Origin of the sequence: Nocardioides dongkuii (assembly GCF_014127485.1) — a bacterium.
Taxonomy (GTDB): Bacteria; Actinomycetota; Actinomycetes; order Propionibacteriales; family Nocardioidaceae; genus Nocardioides; species Nocardioides dongkuii.
Map to the genome: position 1 here is coordinate 3,398,646 of NZ_CP059903.1, position 14,015 is coordinate 3,412,660.

Here is a 14,015-nt window from a genome sequence, read left to right on the forward strand (position 1 = left end):
GGGTGCCTACAGGTTCTGCCGCGCCGCCCAGGCGGCTGCGGCAGCTCTCGAGGGCACCCCGAGCTTGGTCCGGATGTTCGAGACGTGCCGGTGCACGGTGTGGGCACTGAGCGTGAGCTCCCGCGCGATCTGGGCGTCGGTGTGCCCCGCAGCGACCAGCCGGAGCACCTCCGCCTCGCGCGGAGACAGGGTGCTCGCTGCGGGGCCACCCGCCGGCGCAGCGGCCGGGCGAGGATCGCGGCCCGCCAGGAACCCGGCCGTCGCGTCGGTGACCGCGCGCGAGTCACCACGCCAGGGGAAGTGCTCGTCCCCCTGGAGCTCGACGAGGCGCGCCCCGCGGACCAGGGAGGCCACGTCCTGTCCCAGCGCGAACGGGATGGCTCGGTCCGCGCGGCGGTGCAGCACCAGGGTGGGCAGGGTGAGCGTGCGGAGCGCATCTCGCGCGTCGAGCCGGTAGGCCAGCGCGAGCTCGGCCGCTGCCGCCTCGGGAGTCGCGGCCTGTCTCTGGAACGCGGCGAAGCCGGCCCTCTCCGCAGCCGTCGCGCCCGGCATGAACAGGTCGGCGAGGACGCGCGATCCCAGGCCCCAGTGGCGCCGTACGACGTCGATGGTGAGCTCGCGTGCCGCCGGGGAGGCGATGTCCGCCCCGTGCGCGTAGCCGCCGTACACCACCAGACGATCGACCCGGCTCGGCTCGGCCGCCGCGAAGCCGGCGGCGACGACCGCCCCCGAGCTCGCGCCGAACAGCGACAGGGACTCGAGCCCGATGGCCTCCACGAGCCCCGCGAGGACAGCCACCTCGTCCTCCCGAGAAGCCGGGGATGGACCGGATCGGTCGGAGAGCCCGCAGCCCGGGCGGTCGTACCTGATGATCCGGTGCTGCGTCGCCAGGGCGCTCACGAAGCGGCGGAACCGGTGGTCCTTCCAGTCCAGGCCCAGGTGGCCGGACCACCACCCGCCGACGAGCAGCGGCGGACCGGTGCCGACCGAGGCCCACGCGACCGAGCGACCCTCAACGGTCGAGTAGCGGACGACTTGGTCCTCGTCGGGCACGCAGTCGAGTCTAGGACCGCTCGCCGGCAGCGTCCTCGGTCGTGCGCGACGCGACGCCGTGGACGACCGGCGAGACGGTCGGGAAGGCTCGCGGCATCCTGTCGGGGACCAGCTCGTCGATCCGGAACGCCGAGGCGCGCACGGTGCCCGCGAAGTCACGGTCGGGGCGGCACCCGCCCGAGAGAGCTGCCTGCAGCGGGGCGAGCAGGTCCTGGACCCGCGCACGAAGTCCGTGGCCGCGGACGTGTTCGTGGAAGAGGAACCGGCCTCCCGGTCGCAGCACCCGGTGAAGCTCAGCGAGGCCGACGTCAGGACGCCGTACCGAGCAGAACGTGAAGGACGCAGTGACGGTGTCGAAGCTGGCGTCCTCGAAGGGGAGGCGCTCGACGTCGGCGTCGAGCACCGTGGTCGGACGGGTCGCGCCCACGGTCTCGAGGGTCCGGCGCAGCGTCGTGCGGAAGTTCCGGTCCGGCTCGACCAGCACCAGCTCGGTGACGGCGCTGCCGTAGTGGGGCAGGGAGAGACCGCTGCCGACGCCGACCTCCAGGGTCCGTCCGACGGCACGCCCGAGCTGCGCCGCCCGTACGTCGGCCTGGCCGCCTCGCTCGGAGATCGACATGAGCAGCGGGTACCACCGGGTGAACCACCGGTCCAGCACCTCGCTCATCGCGGTGCCGCCACGTCGTCGCTCGTCGCTGCCCGAGCAGCGGTGAGTGCGTCGGCGAGCGCGGCCAGGTGCTCGTGGTTGGTGCCGCAGCAGCCGCCCATGATCGTGAGCCGCGGGTTGGCCCGCTGGAGCGCGAGGTACTGGGCGGCCAGCTCTGCGGGGTCCCCGGGATCGAGCTCGTCCGCCTCGTCGAGCTCCGCGTGGCTGAGCCGGGAAGCGTTGCACCGGATCCCCCGGATGCGCCGGATCCCCACCCCGTCCGCACTGATGGCGGAGTCGAAGTGCTCGGGATGGGCGCAGTTGACCATGAAGTAGGCGGGGTAGCCGTCGGTGGCCTGGTCGACCACCTGGACCGCCCGGTCGAGCGGCATCCCGTCGGGCAGGCGGCCGTCGGTCTCGACGGTGAAGGAGATCACGACGGGTACGCCGAGGGCGCGGCACGCGTCGACGATGCCGATGGCCTCGTCCGCCGAGGTCATCGTGATCGCGGAGACCAGGTCCGCGCCAGCGTCGGCGAGCGCGACCACCTGTCCCCCGTGGTAGTCCCGTGCCTCGGTGGCGGTGAGCGCCCGCCCGGGCGCGTAGCCGTCCAGACGAGGACCGACGCAGCCGCTGACGACGATCGGGGTGCCGGACGCTGTGGGGCTCTGCTCCCGCAGCTCGGTCAGGAGCTCCACCGCCAGCCGGTTGAGGCGGGTGACCTCGTCGGCCGCGAGGCCCCGCCGGGCCACCCAGTCCGGGCTCGCACGCCACGTGGCCGTCTCGAGCACCAGGCCGAGCTGGTGGTCGGCGGCGATCTGCACGTATCGCTGGTAGTAGTCGAGCAGCGTGCCCCGCCCCTGAGGGGTCGCCAGGAGCGTGAAGGCGGCGAAGTCGGGAAGCTCGAGCTGGTCGTCGTAGATCAGGCTGGTCTCCAGGCCGGCGTCCGTCAGGAACGGGCGGTCGCTCAGGATCGTCATCGGGTTCTGGGTCATGCCGACCATGAGATCGCGACGACCGGTCTTGTGGCATCGCTCGATTCGGCCACCTCCGGATGGCCGGTTCCGGCCATCCGGTCCTCGGCGGCGCCGGAACCGTCTCACCCTCGCGCACGTCCCTGAGGCATGAGGATCCAGCCGTCGCTCGCGACCGCCGCTCTCACCGCCGCGGTCGCCGCACCCGTGGCGCTCGCTCCCCCGGCTTCCGCGCTGTCGTGCGTCGACGTCTCGGCGGTGGTCGCCGACTCGAAGCAGGTGTACGCAGGACGGATCATCGACGCCCGGGACAGCCACGTCCTCGTCGAGGTCGACGAGATCTGGAAGGGCGGACCCGTCGAGGAGCAGGTCTGGCTCGAGGTGCATGCCGAGGAGTGGACGTCGTGGGCGGAGGACGGCGACGCGATCGCGGACGGGTACTCCTCGCCCGAGACCTGGGTGTTCGCCTCGGACGGCAACGGCGTGACCGGCGCCTGCAGCGCGTGGCCGCTGGGCCAGAGCCAGGGCCGGAGGACCGATGCTAGACCCCATCGCCCGGACCACCCCCGGGCCCCGGTGGCCGAGGACGCGCTCCAGGACCAGGGCGAGGCGACGCCGCCCGCCGAGGCCTCCGTGCTGCCTCGGGTCGGAGGAGGCGTCGGCGCAGCGGGCGTCCTGCTCGCCGCGGCACTCGTCGTACGCCGTCGCCGGTCGGCCTGAGCGCTCTGAGCGCCCTGAGCCCGCGCCTACGCCAGCGACGCCAGGAGCTCCTCGTACGTCGCGTCGACCGCACCCTCGACGCTGACGACGACCCGTGCGTCCGGCCGGGTGGCGAGCAGCCGGTGCAGCCCGGCGTGGTAGCGCTCGAGGACCTCGTCCCCGCCCTGGGCGGCCACGATCGCCCGCACCTGGTCGTGCCAGGCGTCGCTCGGGCCGGAGCCCCCACGGCGACCGAACCGGGCGACCGAGCCCTGCACGTCGTCCATGAGGAACCGTTCCACGAGCTCGGCGCCGGCGCGGGCCGCGCAGGCCTCGAACCGGGCCAGCTCGTCGGGGTTGACCAGCATCTGCGGCAGGACGACGTCGTGCCCGCTGCGGAGGTAGGCCTCGATCATCGCGAGGGCGGCCGGACGGACCAGCGCGCCGGCCCCCGCGAAGTCGTCGGCCCAGCCGCCGATCAGCGTCCGCAGCACGTCGATGTCGCAGTTGAGCACACCGGGGTGCTCGTCCACGTAGCGCCGGGCGAGGGTCGACTTGCCGATGCCCGGCGGACCGTTGAGGTGGATGAGGCGGGTCATCGGCGCGCAGCGGGTCCGGTCAGAACCCGGGCTGGTCGGGGATCGTCTGGGCCAGGAAGATCAGCGCCCCGCCGACGCCGGCGAGCAGCAGGCAGTCGAAGAAGCGGTGCCGTACGGCGAGCATCCCGGCGTCCCGGCGCGGCAGCACCAGGCGCAGCGCGGCCGCGAGGATCAGCGCGCCGGCGATCACCTGGATGCCGGCCCGCCAGCTGCCGCTCGCCGCCATCGCGATACCGATGGCGGTGGCGGCCAGGACGACGAGGTAGAACGCACCCCCGATCGTGGAGGGGTAGCGCCGCTCGGCGTCCTCGGCGGCCTCGAGCGCATCGATGCGCTCCAGCTCGGCGGCGACCTCCTCCTCGGTGGGGACAGGGCTCTTCCCCGATCCGGGGTCGGGATCGGGATCGGGCTCGCGGTCGGACTCGGACAGGCTCACCGTCAGCTCGTGGCCCCAGCCGGGGCCGAGGCCGAGACCTCGGCCATCGTGACGATGTTGGAGAGCAGCATCGCGCGGGTCATCGGGCCCACGCCGCCGGGGTTCGGCGACACCCAGCCGGCGACGTCCCAGACCTCGGGGGCGACGTCACCGGCGATCTTGCCGTCGACCCGCGAGACGCCGACGTCGAGGACGGCGGCGCCGGGCTTGACCATGTCGCCCCTGATGATCCCGGGTACGCCGGCCGCGGCGACCACGATGTCGGCCTCGCGGACGTGCTTGGCCAGGTCGCGCGTGCCGGTGTGGCACAGGGTGACGGTGGCGTTCTCCGAGCGGCGGGTGAGCAGCAGGCCCAGCGGCCGGCCCACGGTCAGCCCGCGACCCACGACGACCACCTCGGCGCCGGCGATCGGGATGTCGTGGCGGCGCAGCAGCTCGATGCACCCGACCGGGGTGCAGGGCAGCGAGCCGGGCACGTTCAGCGCCAGCCGGCCGAGGCTGACCGGGTGCAGCCCGTCGACGTCCTTCTCGGGGTCGACGCGCGAGAGCAGCGCGAACTCGTCGAGGCCGGTCGGCTGCTGGACGAGGAACCCGGTGCACGCGGGGTCGGCGTTGAGCCGGTCGATCTCGGCCTCCACCTCCGCCTGGGTGGCGGTGGCGGGCAGGTCGACGCGGATCGACTCGACGCCGATCTCGGCGCAGTCCTTGTGCTTCGCGCCGACGTACCAGTGCGACCCGGGGTCGTCACCGACCAGCACGGTGCCGAGTCCCGGCACGATGCCGCGCTCCTTGAGCGCGGCCACCCGGGCCGCGAGCTCGGTCTTGATCGTCCTCAGCGTCGCGCTGCCGTCCAGCTTCTGTGCGGTCACGTGCTCATCCTGTCTGGGTTGACGTTGGCTTGCACCTCACCGGGTCTCGACACGCTCCGTCGCGGTCAGTGCGCGAAGTGCCGAGTGCCGGTGAAGTACATCGTCACGCCGGCGGCGCGGGCGGCCTCGACGGTCAGCTCGTCGCGGACCGAGCCGCCGGGCTGGACGATGGCACGCACGCCGGCGTCGATGAGGATCTGCGGACCGTCCTCGAAGGGGAAGAACGCGTCGGACGCGGCGACCGATCCGGTCGCCCGCTCCCCCGCCCGCTGGACGGCGAGGCGGCAGGAGTCGACCCGGTTGACCTGGCCCATCCCGATGCCGACGGAGGCGCCGTCGCGGGCGAGCAGGATCGCGTTGGACTTCGCCGCGCGGCACGCCTTCCACGCGAACGCGAGGTCGGCCAACAGCTCCGGCGAGGCCGGCTCTCCGCTGGCGAGCGTCCACGACGACGGGTCGTCGCCCTCGGCGTCGACGTGGTCGACGTGCTGCATCAGCAGGCCGCCGCTGATCGGCCGGGTCTCGACGGCGGCGCCGGCGTCGACCGGGGCGACGAGGATCCGGATGTTCTTCTTGCCCTGCAGGACCTCGACCGCGCCCTCGTCGTACGCCGGCGCGACGATCACCTCGGTGAAGACCTCGGCCACCTGGCGGGCCATCTCGACCGACACCGGCCGGTTCACGGCGATCACGCCGCCGAAGGCCGAGGTCGGGTCGCACTCGTGCGCCCGGCGGTGCGCCTCGGCGACGTCGGTGCCGACCGCGATGCCGCACGGGTTGGCGTGCTTGATGATCGCGACCGCCGGCTCCGCGAAGTCGTTGGCGGCGCGGCGGGCGGCGTCGGTGTCGACGTAGTTGTTGTACGACATCTCCTTGCCGTGCAGCTGCTCGGCAGCGGCGAGGCCACCCTGCCCGGCGTCGCTGGTGTAGAGCGCGGCGGGCTGGTGCGGGTTCTCGCCGTACCGGAGCACGGACTTCTTGGTCCACGTCGCGCCCGCCCACGCCGGGAACCCGGTGCCCTCGGAGGTGTCGGTGAGCACGCTGCCCATCCACGAGGCCACGTGGACGTCGTACGTCGCGGTGTGCACGAACGCCTCGGCGGCCAGCCGCTGCCGCTGGGCGAGGGTGAAGCCGCCGGCGGCGACGGCCGCCAGCACGTCGCCGTACGCCGCGGGCGAGGTCACGATCGCGACCGAGGGGTGGTTCTTGGCGGCGGCGCGGACCATCGACGGCCCGCCGATGTCGATCTGCTCGACGCACTCGTCGGGCGTGGCGCCGGAGGCGACGGTCTCGGTGAACGGGTAGAGGTTCGAGACGACCAGGTCGAACGGCTCGACGCCGAGGTCGGCGAGCTGCTGGACGTGGGAGTCGAGGCGGCGGTCGGCGAGGATCCCGGCGTGCACCCGCGGGTGCAGGGTCTTGACCCGTCCGTCGAGGCACTCGGGGAACTCGGTGAGCTCCTCGACGCGGGTCACCGGGACGCCGAGGCCCTCGATGAGCGCGGCGGAGCCGCCGGTGGAGACCAGGGCGACCCCGGCCTCGTGCAGGCCGCGGACGAGGTCCTCGAGCCCGGACTTGTCGTAGACGGAGACCAGCGCACGCCTGATCGGGACACGGGCTTCGAGAGACGCATCGGACACGGTGGCTCACTCCTGGGGATGCTCGGCGGTCGGGGCACCCAGGCGGTCGATGCTCCCGCGTTCACTCCCTGGTGGTCACCCACCTGCGCCAGTCGTGTCGCGCCAGCATAACGGCCCTCAGCGGCCGTACCGGACGCGGCGACCCGCCACCGTGAAGCCCTCCCGCGCCATCCGGCCGACGGCCTCGACCAGCATCGCGCGCTCGGCGACCTTGATCCGCTCGTGGAGCGTCTCGACGGTGTCGTCGTCCTCCACCGGCACCGCCGTCTGGGCCACGATCGGGCCGGTGTCGACGCCCGGGTCGACGACGAAGAGGGTCGCCCCGGTGATCTTCACGCCGTACGCCAGCGCGTCCTCGGCGCCGTGCATGCCGGGGAACGACGGCAGCAGCGCCGGGTGGCTGTTGACGAACCGGCCGCCGTGCTCGGCTAGGAACGCCGGGCCGGCGAGCTTCATGAAGCCGGCGGAGACCACCAGGTCGGGCTCGTACGACGCGACCCGGGCGGCGATGGCGGTGTCCCACTCCGCGCGGGTCTCGAAGTCCGACACCTTGAGCACGAAGGTCGCGATGCCGGCCCGCTCGGCGCGCGCCAGGCCCTCGATGCCGTCGCGGTCGGCGCCGACGGCGACCACGCGGGCGCCGTACGCCGGGTCGCCGCAGGCGTCGATCAGGGCCTGGAGGTTGGTGCCGGAGCCCGAGACGAGCACGACGAGAGCGGCGGGTTCGGCTGGCACGCCGCGCAGTCTAGGACCGGCGCGCGGCCCGTCGTTGCCACGCGGTGGCGACGAGACCGCCGACCAGCCCGCCGACGCCGAACGCGGTCACGGCGTGCACGGTGACGTCGAGGACGAGCGGCCCGACCTCGGTCATCCGCCCCGGACCGACGGCGCCCCCGGCGACCGCGGCCGCGATCCCGAAGAGCAGCCCGGCCAGCACGCCGCCGGCGAGACCGCGGATGACGCCCTCGTCCCAGCGCTGCGTGGGGGTGCGGAGCTGGGTGCGGACGGTCGCGACGAGCGCCAGCAGCCACGGCAGCGCGACGAGGTACGCCGTCCAGCCGGCGGGCGGGCCGTCGTCGGGGAGGGCGGCGAGCAGCGGGAACATCGGCAGCGGGCCGAGCACCACGGCGGTCGGCGAGACCAGCGTGCCGACCCCGACGGCGAAGCCGGGGCCGAGCAGGAACGAGCCGGAGAACACCACGGCGTTCGGGAGCACCGTGGCGCTGAGCAGGGTGAACACCGTCCCGTCGCCGGCGTCGGTGTGCAGCTGCGACATCACGTTCAGCGCCGTGTCGAGGTCGAGGACCAGGGCGCCGAGCAGCACCACCGCGGCGAGGACCAGCCAGGAGAGGAGGATCCGGCGGCAGACCGCACCGGCCTCGCGCAGCGCGAGCGGCAGCACCGCGGCCCAGATCGCGGCACGCCCGGAGCCGACCGCGATCCCCGCGCCGCCGACGGCCAGGCACAGCACCAGCGACCACAGCACGACCCGGGCGAGGTCGGGGTCGGTGTCCGCGGAGGCGGCGAACGTGTGCGTGAGCGCCGCGACCACGACGTACCCGGCGGCGAAGAGGCCGGAGGTGAGCGGGACGGTCCAGTCGCGCTCGCCGTCGGCGATCGCGTCGGCGTCGGGCCCGTGGCCCGAGACCGAGTCGCCCAGGCGGGTGCCGATCCGCCACAGCGTCCACGCGACGAGCAGGGTGACGCCGAGCGGCACCACGTCGACCGGCACGCCCTGGACGCTGACGCCGGAGCCGTGGCCCATCAGCCAGCCGAGCGCGCCGACGCGCAGGGCGTCGCGCGGGGCGCCGTGGGCGCCGGCGTCGGTGAGGAACCAGCCCGCGACCCCCGCGCCGAGGCAGACGAGGAGGGTCGCCGCCGCGGCGGCGGCCCCGCCGAGGGTGGCCAGCAGGACGAGCGGCCGTCGGTGCCGCAGGTCGTCCCGGGCTCGGGCGGAGTCGGGGAGCACGGAGGTCATGGTCGATCCATCATCGTCGCCCCCCGGGAGGCTTCGGGGCCGCCACGCCGTCGCGTACCGTGGACTCGCCATGAGGGACCCCGACGAGTTCGACGCCTTCTACAAGGACGCCCGGTCCAGGCTGCTGCTGCAGACCTTCGCGCTCACCGGCGACCTGACCACGGCCAAGCACGCCGTCCGCGACGCCTTCGTGCTCGCCTGGCACCACTGGCGCAGGGCGACCCGCGACGGCGACCCGGAGGCCTGGGTCCGCCCGTACGCCTGGACCTACGCCCAGCGCCGGCACACCACCCGGATCTGGCACCGCGAGAAGGACCTGGACCCCGGGGTGCAGGCCACGCTGGACGCGCTGGCCAAGCTCAGCACCGACCAGCGCAAGATGGTGCTGCTCACCGTGCTGGCCCACGGCACCCTGGCGGACTTCGCGCGCGAGGTCGGCCTCCCCCGCGAGGACGCCGAGCGCGCGCTGCAGACCGGGATGGCGCAGCTCGCGATCCTGCGCGACGTCCCCACGCCGGCCCTGCGCGACCTGTTCGTCCCGCTCGCGGAGGTGGTCGACGACCAGCGCCTGCCCCGGGCGACGATCCTGCGCCGGGCCGGTGCCAACCGGCGGCGTGCCCACACCGCGCTCGGGGTGGTGGGCGCCGCCGCCATCCTGGTCGTGAGCGGCCTGGCCGTCACCGACACCGACGGGGTGCGGCCGCGGCTGGACCGGGCCACCGACGGGGCCGCCGCCGGCCCGCTCGAGACCTCACCCTCCGACCCGGCCGCACCCCCGCCGCTCACCGAGGACGCGCTCCTGACCGCGCAGCGGGTCGGTGCGCTGGTGCCGGCGCGGCGCTGGAGCGTGGCCTCCACCGACGACAACAGCGCGGGCGACGGCCTGGTGCTCCCCTGCCAGCAGCAGCGGTACGCCGACCCGCGCGGCACCGCGGCCCTGGTGCGCGAGTTCGAGAGCGTCCCGCGCCGCCGCCAGCCGGCCAGCGCGGTCGCTCAGCTCGTGGAGACCTCGGCGACCCCGCAGGCCACCTCCCGCGCCTTCAGCACCGCGGTGGGCTGGTTCGCCGGGTGCACAGAGGACCGCACCCAGCTCCTCTCGACCTGGCGGGTCGGGGGCGTGGGCGACCAGGCGCTGCTGTTCGTGCTGCGCGACTGGAACCGACCGGTCACCACGGTGGTGGCCGGGGTGGCCCGCACCGGCCAGGTGCTGACCGCGACCACGACCTCGATCCAGGACGCCGAGCGCGTCAACGCCCGGCGCAGCGCCCGGCTGCTGGCCAGCGCCGTCGACGGCGTGTGCTCGCTGCCGGACGCCGGCCCCTGCTCCGGGGCCGTGGAGGTGAGGAGGTCCCGTCCGGTGCCCACCGGCCCCGAGCCGGCGATGCTCAGCGTGGTCGACCTCCCGCCGGTCAGCCGCGTGGCCCGCCCGTGGGCCGGGACCGAGCCGCGTCGGGCCCGGGTGAACCTCGCCGCGACCCGCTGCGACGAGACCGAGTTCAGCGGCCCCGGCTGGTCGAACAACCTGACCCGCACCTTCCTCATCCCGGGTGCCCGGCTGCCGGCCGAGTTCGGCCTCACCCAGACCGTCGGGTCGCTGCCGCTGCGCCGGGCGCGCGCGTTCGTGCAGGGCGTCCGCGGCGAGCTCGCCGCGTGTGCGCGCGACGACCTGGTCGCCGACGTCACCACGGTCCTGGACCGCCGCAGCCCGGCCGAGGACATCGCCGTCTGGAACGTCACGATCGAGGTCTCCGACGAGCGCTCGGTGCGCTACCTGATGGCGGTCGTCCGCACCGGCACGTCGGTCTCGCAGGTCGGCTTCGTGCCCGCGGCCGGCGTGCAGATGTCGCAGCGCGACTTCGTCGCCCTCGCCGAGCGGGCGCGCGAGCGGCTCCGCGAGCTGCCGGCGCCCCGGCGCTAGGCCCTCAGACCGGCAGCGCGCCGACCAGGCTCCGCACCAGCTCGTAGGTATCCCGGTCGGCCGCCGCGACCAGCCCGGACGGCGGCTCCTCGGCGGGGCGGTAGGGCTCGCCGTCGAAGGTGCCGACGTGCCCGCCGGCCTCGCTCAGCAGCAGCTGTCCCGGGGCGTGGTCCCAGGGCAGCGACTTCTTGTACAGCGCGTAGTCGGCCGCCCCCTCGACGAGCTTGGGGTAGTCGATCCCGCAGCACACCCAGGTCAGGTCGAGCTCCTTGAGCGTCCCGAGCGCGCGCCCGATCCAGCTGCGCCGCGAGGTGACGCCGCGCAGCTCCTCGGCACGCGGCGGCCGCACGATCCGCTCGCCGTTGCGCCATGCACCGGCCCCGCGCTCCGCGACGTACGACGTGCGGTGCTGGGGCTGCCAGATCCAGCTGCGCACGACCTCGCCGCCGCGCAGCTCCGCGACCATCATCGCGTGGTCGGGCGACCCGTGGACGAAGTTGCGGGTGCCGTCGACGGGGTCGACGGTGAAGGAGTGCTCGGCGTCGCGGAACCGGTCCAGCAGCGCCGGGTCGGCGGCGGTCGCCTCCTCGCCGAGCACCAGCACGTCGGGGTAGGCCCGGACCAGCGCGTCGGTGATCAGCACCTCGGCCTCGCGGTCGGCCACGGTGACCAGGTCGCCCGGGTTCTTCTCCGCGACGTCGTCGTCGGACAGCGCCCGGAAGCGCGGGTTCACGACCTCCTCGGCGACCTCTTTCAGCAGGGCCAGGACGTCGTCGGTCTCCACCCGGCCAACCTACCCGGACGCACGAGGGCCCCCGGCGGTCGCCGGGGGCCCTCGTCGTACGCAGTGGGTCAGCGGGCCTGGAGGATCTCCCGCATCAGCTGGGCGGTCTCGGACGGCGTCTTGCCGACCTTCACGCCCACGGCCTCGAGGGCCTCCTTCTTGGCCTGCGCGGTGCCGGAGGAGCCCGACACGATCGCGCCGGCGTGGCCCATCGTCTTGCCCTCGGGGGCGGTGAAGCCCGCGACGTACCCGACGACCGGCTTGGTGATGTGCTCCTTGATGTACGCCGCGGCCCGCTCCTCGGCGTCGCCGCCGATCTCGCCGATCATCACGATCGCCTCGGTCTCCGGGTCGTCCTCGAACGCCTGGAGCGCGTCGATGTGCGTGGTGCCGATGACCGGGTCGCCGCCGATGCCGATGGCGGTCGAGAAGCCGAAGTCCCGCAGCTCGTACATCATCTGGTAGGTCAGCGTGCCGGACTTCGACACCAGGCCGACCGGGCCCTTGCCCGCGATGGTGTGCGGCGTGATGCCGGCCAGCGACTCGCCCGGCGTGATGATGCCGGGGCAGTTCGGGCCGATCATCCGGGTGCTCTTGCCCTGCAGGTAGGCCCACACCTCGGCGGAGTCCTGCACGGGCACGCCCTCGGTGATGACCACGAGCAGGCCGATGCCGGCGTCGATGGCCTCGATGCAGGCGTCCTTGGTGAACGCCGGCGGCACGAAGACGACGGAGACGTCGGCGCCGGTCTCGGCCATCGCGTCCTTGACGCTGCCGAAGACGGGCAGGTCCTTGCCGCCGAGCTCGACGGAGGTGCCGGCCTTGCGGGCGTTGACGCCGCCCACGATGTTCGAGCCCGCCTGGACCATGAGGGTCGTGTGCTTGGAGCCCATCCCGCCCGTCATGCCCTGGACGATGATCTTGGAGTCCTTGTTGAGGTAGATAGACATCTCTTCGTCCTTACGCGTTCGCGAGCTCGGCGGCCTTGTCGGCCGCTCCGTCCATCGTGTCGACCTGGGTGACCAGCGGGTGGTTGAGCTCGTCGAGGATCCGGCGGCCCTCCTCCACGTTGTTCCCGTCCAGGCGGACGACGAGCGGCTTGGTGGCCTCGGCGCCGAGGATCTCGAGGGCGCCCTTGATGCCGTTGGCGACCTCGTCGCAGGCGGTGATGCCGCCGAAGACGTTGACGAACACGCTCTTGACCTGGGTGTCGTTGAGGATCACGTCCAGGCCGTCGGCCATGACCTGCGCGTTCGCGCCGCCGCCGATATCCAGGAAGTTGGCGGGCTTGACGCCACCGTGCGCCTCCCCGGCGTACGCCACGACGTCGAGGGTCGACATGACCAGGCCCGCGCCGTTGCCGATGATGCCGACCGCGCCGTCGAGCTTGACGTAGTTGAGGCCCTTGGCCTTGGCCTTCGCCTCGAGCGGGTCGGCCGCGTCCTTGTCCTCGAACTGCTTGTGGTCCTCGTGACGGAACTCGGCGTTCTCGTCGAGGGAGACCTTGCCGTCGAGCGCCTCGAGGACGTCGCCCTCCAGCCGGGCGAGGGGGTTGACCTCGACCAGGGTGGCGTCCTCCTCGATGAAGACCGTCCACAGCTTCTGCACCGTGTCGACGGCCTGCTCGACCAGGACGTCGGGGAAGCCGGCCTCGGCGACGATCTCGCGCGCCTTGGCCTCGTCCACGCCCGTGCCGGGGTTGATCGGGATCTGCTTGACGGCGTCGGGGTTGGTCTTCGCGACCTCCTCGATCTCGACACCGCCCTCGACGCTGGCGATGCAGAGGTACTGGCGGTTGGCCCGGTCGAGCAGGAAGGAGAAGTAGTACTCCTCGAGGATGCTCGCGGCCGGCGCGATCAGCACGCGGTGGACCGTGAGGCCCTTGATCTCCATGCCGAGGATCGCGGTGGCGTGCTCCTCGGCCTCGTCCGGGGTCTTGGCGAGCTTGACGCCGCCCGCCTTGCCTCGGCCGCCGGCCTTGACCTGGGCCTTGACCACGCAGACGCCGAGCTTCTCGGCTGCGGCGCGCGCCTCGGCGGGCGTCGTGGCGACGATGCCGGGCGCACCCGGTACGTCGTGCTTGGCGAAGAGCTCCTTCGCCTGGAATTCCATCAGGTCCACTGACTCACCAGTCTCTAGTCGGGTATCCCGCGGCACGATAGCCCCGTCCGACCCGGCCGATAAGGGGCGGGGGCACGGACGTGGGGTGACGATCGCCACCGGCCGACGGTCCAGACCGCCTGTTTCCCCGCGTGAAGGGGGGCATGCTGGTGACGTGCCTCACAGGCGTGGGTCGAGCGGGTTTCCGGCTCCGTGATCGATCCGTTATGGTCGGGTCCGCCCGCTGGTCGGGCTCCAGACATCTGCACGCCACCCGAGACACTTCCGGAGCGACCTGATCCATGGGTAACCACCGAGC

General features: G+C 73.4%; 14 protein-coding genes and 1 riboswitch. Of the genes, 2 read left to right on the forward strand and 12 right to left on the reverse strand.

Annotated elements, in window-relative coordinates; translation table 11 throughout:
• Window positions 1–6: 6 nt before the first annotated feature.
• Genes H4O22_RS16395 through H4O22_RS16405 form a run of 3 tightly spaced genes read right to left on the reverse strand, consistent with a single transcriptional unit; the run spans window position 7 to window position 2,694 of the window.
• Window positions 7–1,053, reverse strand: coding sequence for an alpha/beta fold hydrolase (locus tag H4O22_RS16395; RefSeq protein ID WP_182524409.1), 1,047 nt, complete (start codon window positions 1,051–1,053; stop codon window positions 7–9).
• 10 nt (window positions 1,054–1,063) lie between these two features.
• Window positions 1,064–1,720 carry a class I SAM-dependent methyltransferase gene (locus tag H4O22_RS16400; protein WP_182524410.1) on the reverse strand — a complete coding sequence of 219 codons (657 nt, stop codon included), beginning with the start codon at window positions 1,718–1,720 and terminating at the stop codon, window positions 1,064–1,066.
• Complete coding sequence (locus tag H4O22_RS16405) at window positions 1,717–2,694, reverse strand: homocysteine S-methyltransferase family protein (protein ID WP_182524411.1); 978 nt, start codon at window positions 2,692–2,694, stop codon at window positions 1,717–1,719. Before H4O22_RS16405 ends, H4O22_RS16400 begins: the two co-directional genes overlap by 4 nt.
• Window positions 2,695–2,823: 129 nt before the next feature.
• Between H4O22_RS16405 and H4O22_RS16410 the strand changes: the two genes are divergently transcribed.
• The gene (locus H4O22_RS16410; RefSeq protein WP_182524412.1) at window positions 2,824–3,393 is read left to right on the forward strand and encodes a hypothetical protein; all 570 of its coding nucleotides are present in this window, start codon (window positions 2,824–2,826) and stop codon (window positions 3,391–3,393) included.
• A gap of 26 nt (window positions 3,394–3,419) precedes the next feature.
• Here H4O22_RS16410 and H4O22_RS16415 read toward each other — a convergent pair whose 3' ends face one another.
• The 6 genes from H4O22_RS16415 to H4O22_RS16440 all read right to left on the reverse strand — a co-directional run bounded on the left by H4O22_RS16415 (window position 3,420) and on the right by H4O22_RS16440 (window position 8,894).
• Entirely contained in the window at window positions 3,420–3,971 is a 552-nt protein-coding gene (locus H4O22_RS16415; RefSeq protein WP_182524413.1) for an AAA family ATPase, read from the reverse strand.
• A 19-nt stretch (window positions 3,972–3,990) separates the two neighbouring features.
• Window positions 3,991–4,407, reverse strand: coding sequence for a DUF3017 domain-containing protein (locus H4O22_RS20655; RefSeq protein ID WP_244963001.1), 417 nt, complete (start codon window positions 4,405–4,407; stop codon window positions 3,991–3,993).
• Window positions 4,408–4,409: 2 nt separating this feature from the next.
• Window positions 4,410–5,276, reverse strand: coding sequence for a bifunctional methylenetetrahydrofolate dehydrogenase/methenyltetrahydrofolate cyclohydrolase (locus H4O22_RS16425; protein WP_182524414.1), 867 nt, complete (start codon window positions 5,274–5,276; stop codon window positions 4,410–4,412).
• Window positions 5,277–5,341: 65 nt separating this feature from the next.
• Entirely contained in the window at window positions 5,342–6,916 is a 1,575-nt protein-coding gene (purH, locus tag H4O22_RS16430) for a bifunctional phosphoribosylaminoimidazolecarboxamide formyltransferase/IMP cyclohydrolase (protein WP_182524415.1), read from the reverse strand.
• A gap of 29 nt (window positions 6,917–6,945) precedes the next feature.
• Window positions 6,946–7,021: riboswitch (ZMP/ZTP riboswitch) on the reverse strand.
• Between the two features lie 12 nt (window positions 7,022–7,033).
• On the reverse strand, window positions 7,034–7,660 hold the full coding sequence (gene purN, locus H4O22_RS16435; protein ID WP_182527191.1) for a phosphoribosylglycinamide formyltransferase: 627 nt from the start codon (window positions 7,658–7,660) through the stop codon (window positions 7,034–7,036).
• A gap of 1 nt (window position 7,661) precedes the next feature.
• On the reverse strand, window positions 7,662–8,894 hold the full coding sequence (locus H4O22_RS16440) for a cell division protein PerM (protein WP_182524416.1): 1,233 nt from the start codon (window positions 8,892–8,894) through the stop codon (window positions 7,662–7,664).
• Window positions 8,895–8,964: 70 nt separating this feature from the next.
• Here H4O22_RS16440 and H4O22_RS16445 point away from each other — a divergent pair, with 70 nt between their 5' ends.
• Entirely contained in the window at window positions 8,965–10,812 is a 1,848-nt protein-coding gene (locus H4O22_RS16445) for a SigE family RNA polymerase sigma factor (RefSeq protein ID WP_182524417.1), read from the forward strand.
• 4 nt (window positions 10,813–10,816) lie between these two features.
• Here H4O22_RS16445 and H4O22_RS16450 read toward each other — a convergent pair whose 3' ends face one another.
• From H4O22_RS16450 to sucC, 3 genes are all read right to left on the reverse strand, one after another.
• The gene (locus H4O22_RS16450; RefSeq protein ID WP_182524418.1) at window positions 10,817–11,596 is read right to left on the reverse strand and encodes an inositol monophosphatase family protein; all 780 of its coding nucleotides are present in this window, start codon (window positions 11,594–11,596) and stop codon (window positions 10,817–10,819) included.
• A 68-nt stretch (window positions 11,597–11,664) separates the two neighbouring features.
• Complete coding sequence (gene sucD / locus H4O22_RS16455; RefSeq protein WP_182524419.1) at window positions 11,665–12,546, reverse strand: succinate--CoA ligase subunit alpha; 882 nt, start codon at window positions 12,544–12,546, stop codon at window positions 11,665–11,667.
• A 10-nt stretch (window positions 12,547–12,556) separates the two neighbouring features.
• A complete protein-coding gene (gene sucC / locus H4O22_RS16460) occupies window positions 12,557–13,717 on the reverse strand; it encodes an ADP-forming succinate--CoA ligase subunit beta (protein WP_182524420.1) in 1,161 nt (386 codons plus the stop codon).
• Between the last annotated feature and the right edge of the window lie 298 nt (window positions 13,718–14,015).

Coding starts and splice junctions, on each gene's coding strand:
- H4O22_RS16400 (WP_182524410.1), bottom strand. CDS start 1,720: ATGAGCGAGGTGCTGGACCGGTGGTTCACCCGGTGGTACCCGCTGCTC.
- H4O22_RS16405 (WP_182524411.1), bottom strand. CDS start 2,694: ATGACCCAGAACCCGATGACGATCCTGAGCGACCGCCCGTTCCTGACG.
- H4O22_RS16410 (WP_182524412.1), top strand. CDS start 2,824: ATGAGGATCCAGCCGTCGCTCGCGACCGCCGCTCTCACCGCCGCGGTC.
- H4O22_RS16415 (WP_182524413.1), bottom strand. CDS start 3,971: ATGACCCGCCTCATCCACCTCAACGGTCCGCCGGGCATCGGCAAGTCG.
- H4O22_RS16440 (WP_182524416.1), bottom strand. CDS start 8,894: ATGACCTCCGTGCTCCCCGACTCCGCCCGAGCCCGGGACGACCTGCGG.
- H4O22_RS16445 (WP_182524417.1), top strand. CDS start 8,965: ATGAGGGACCCCGACGAGTTCGACGCCTTCTACAAGGACGCCCGGTCC.
- sucD (WP_182524419.1), bottom strand. CDS start 12,546: ATGTCTATCTACCTCAACAAGGACTCCAAGATCATCGTCCAGGGCATG.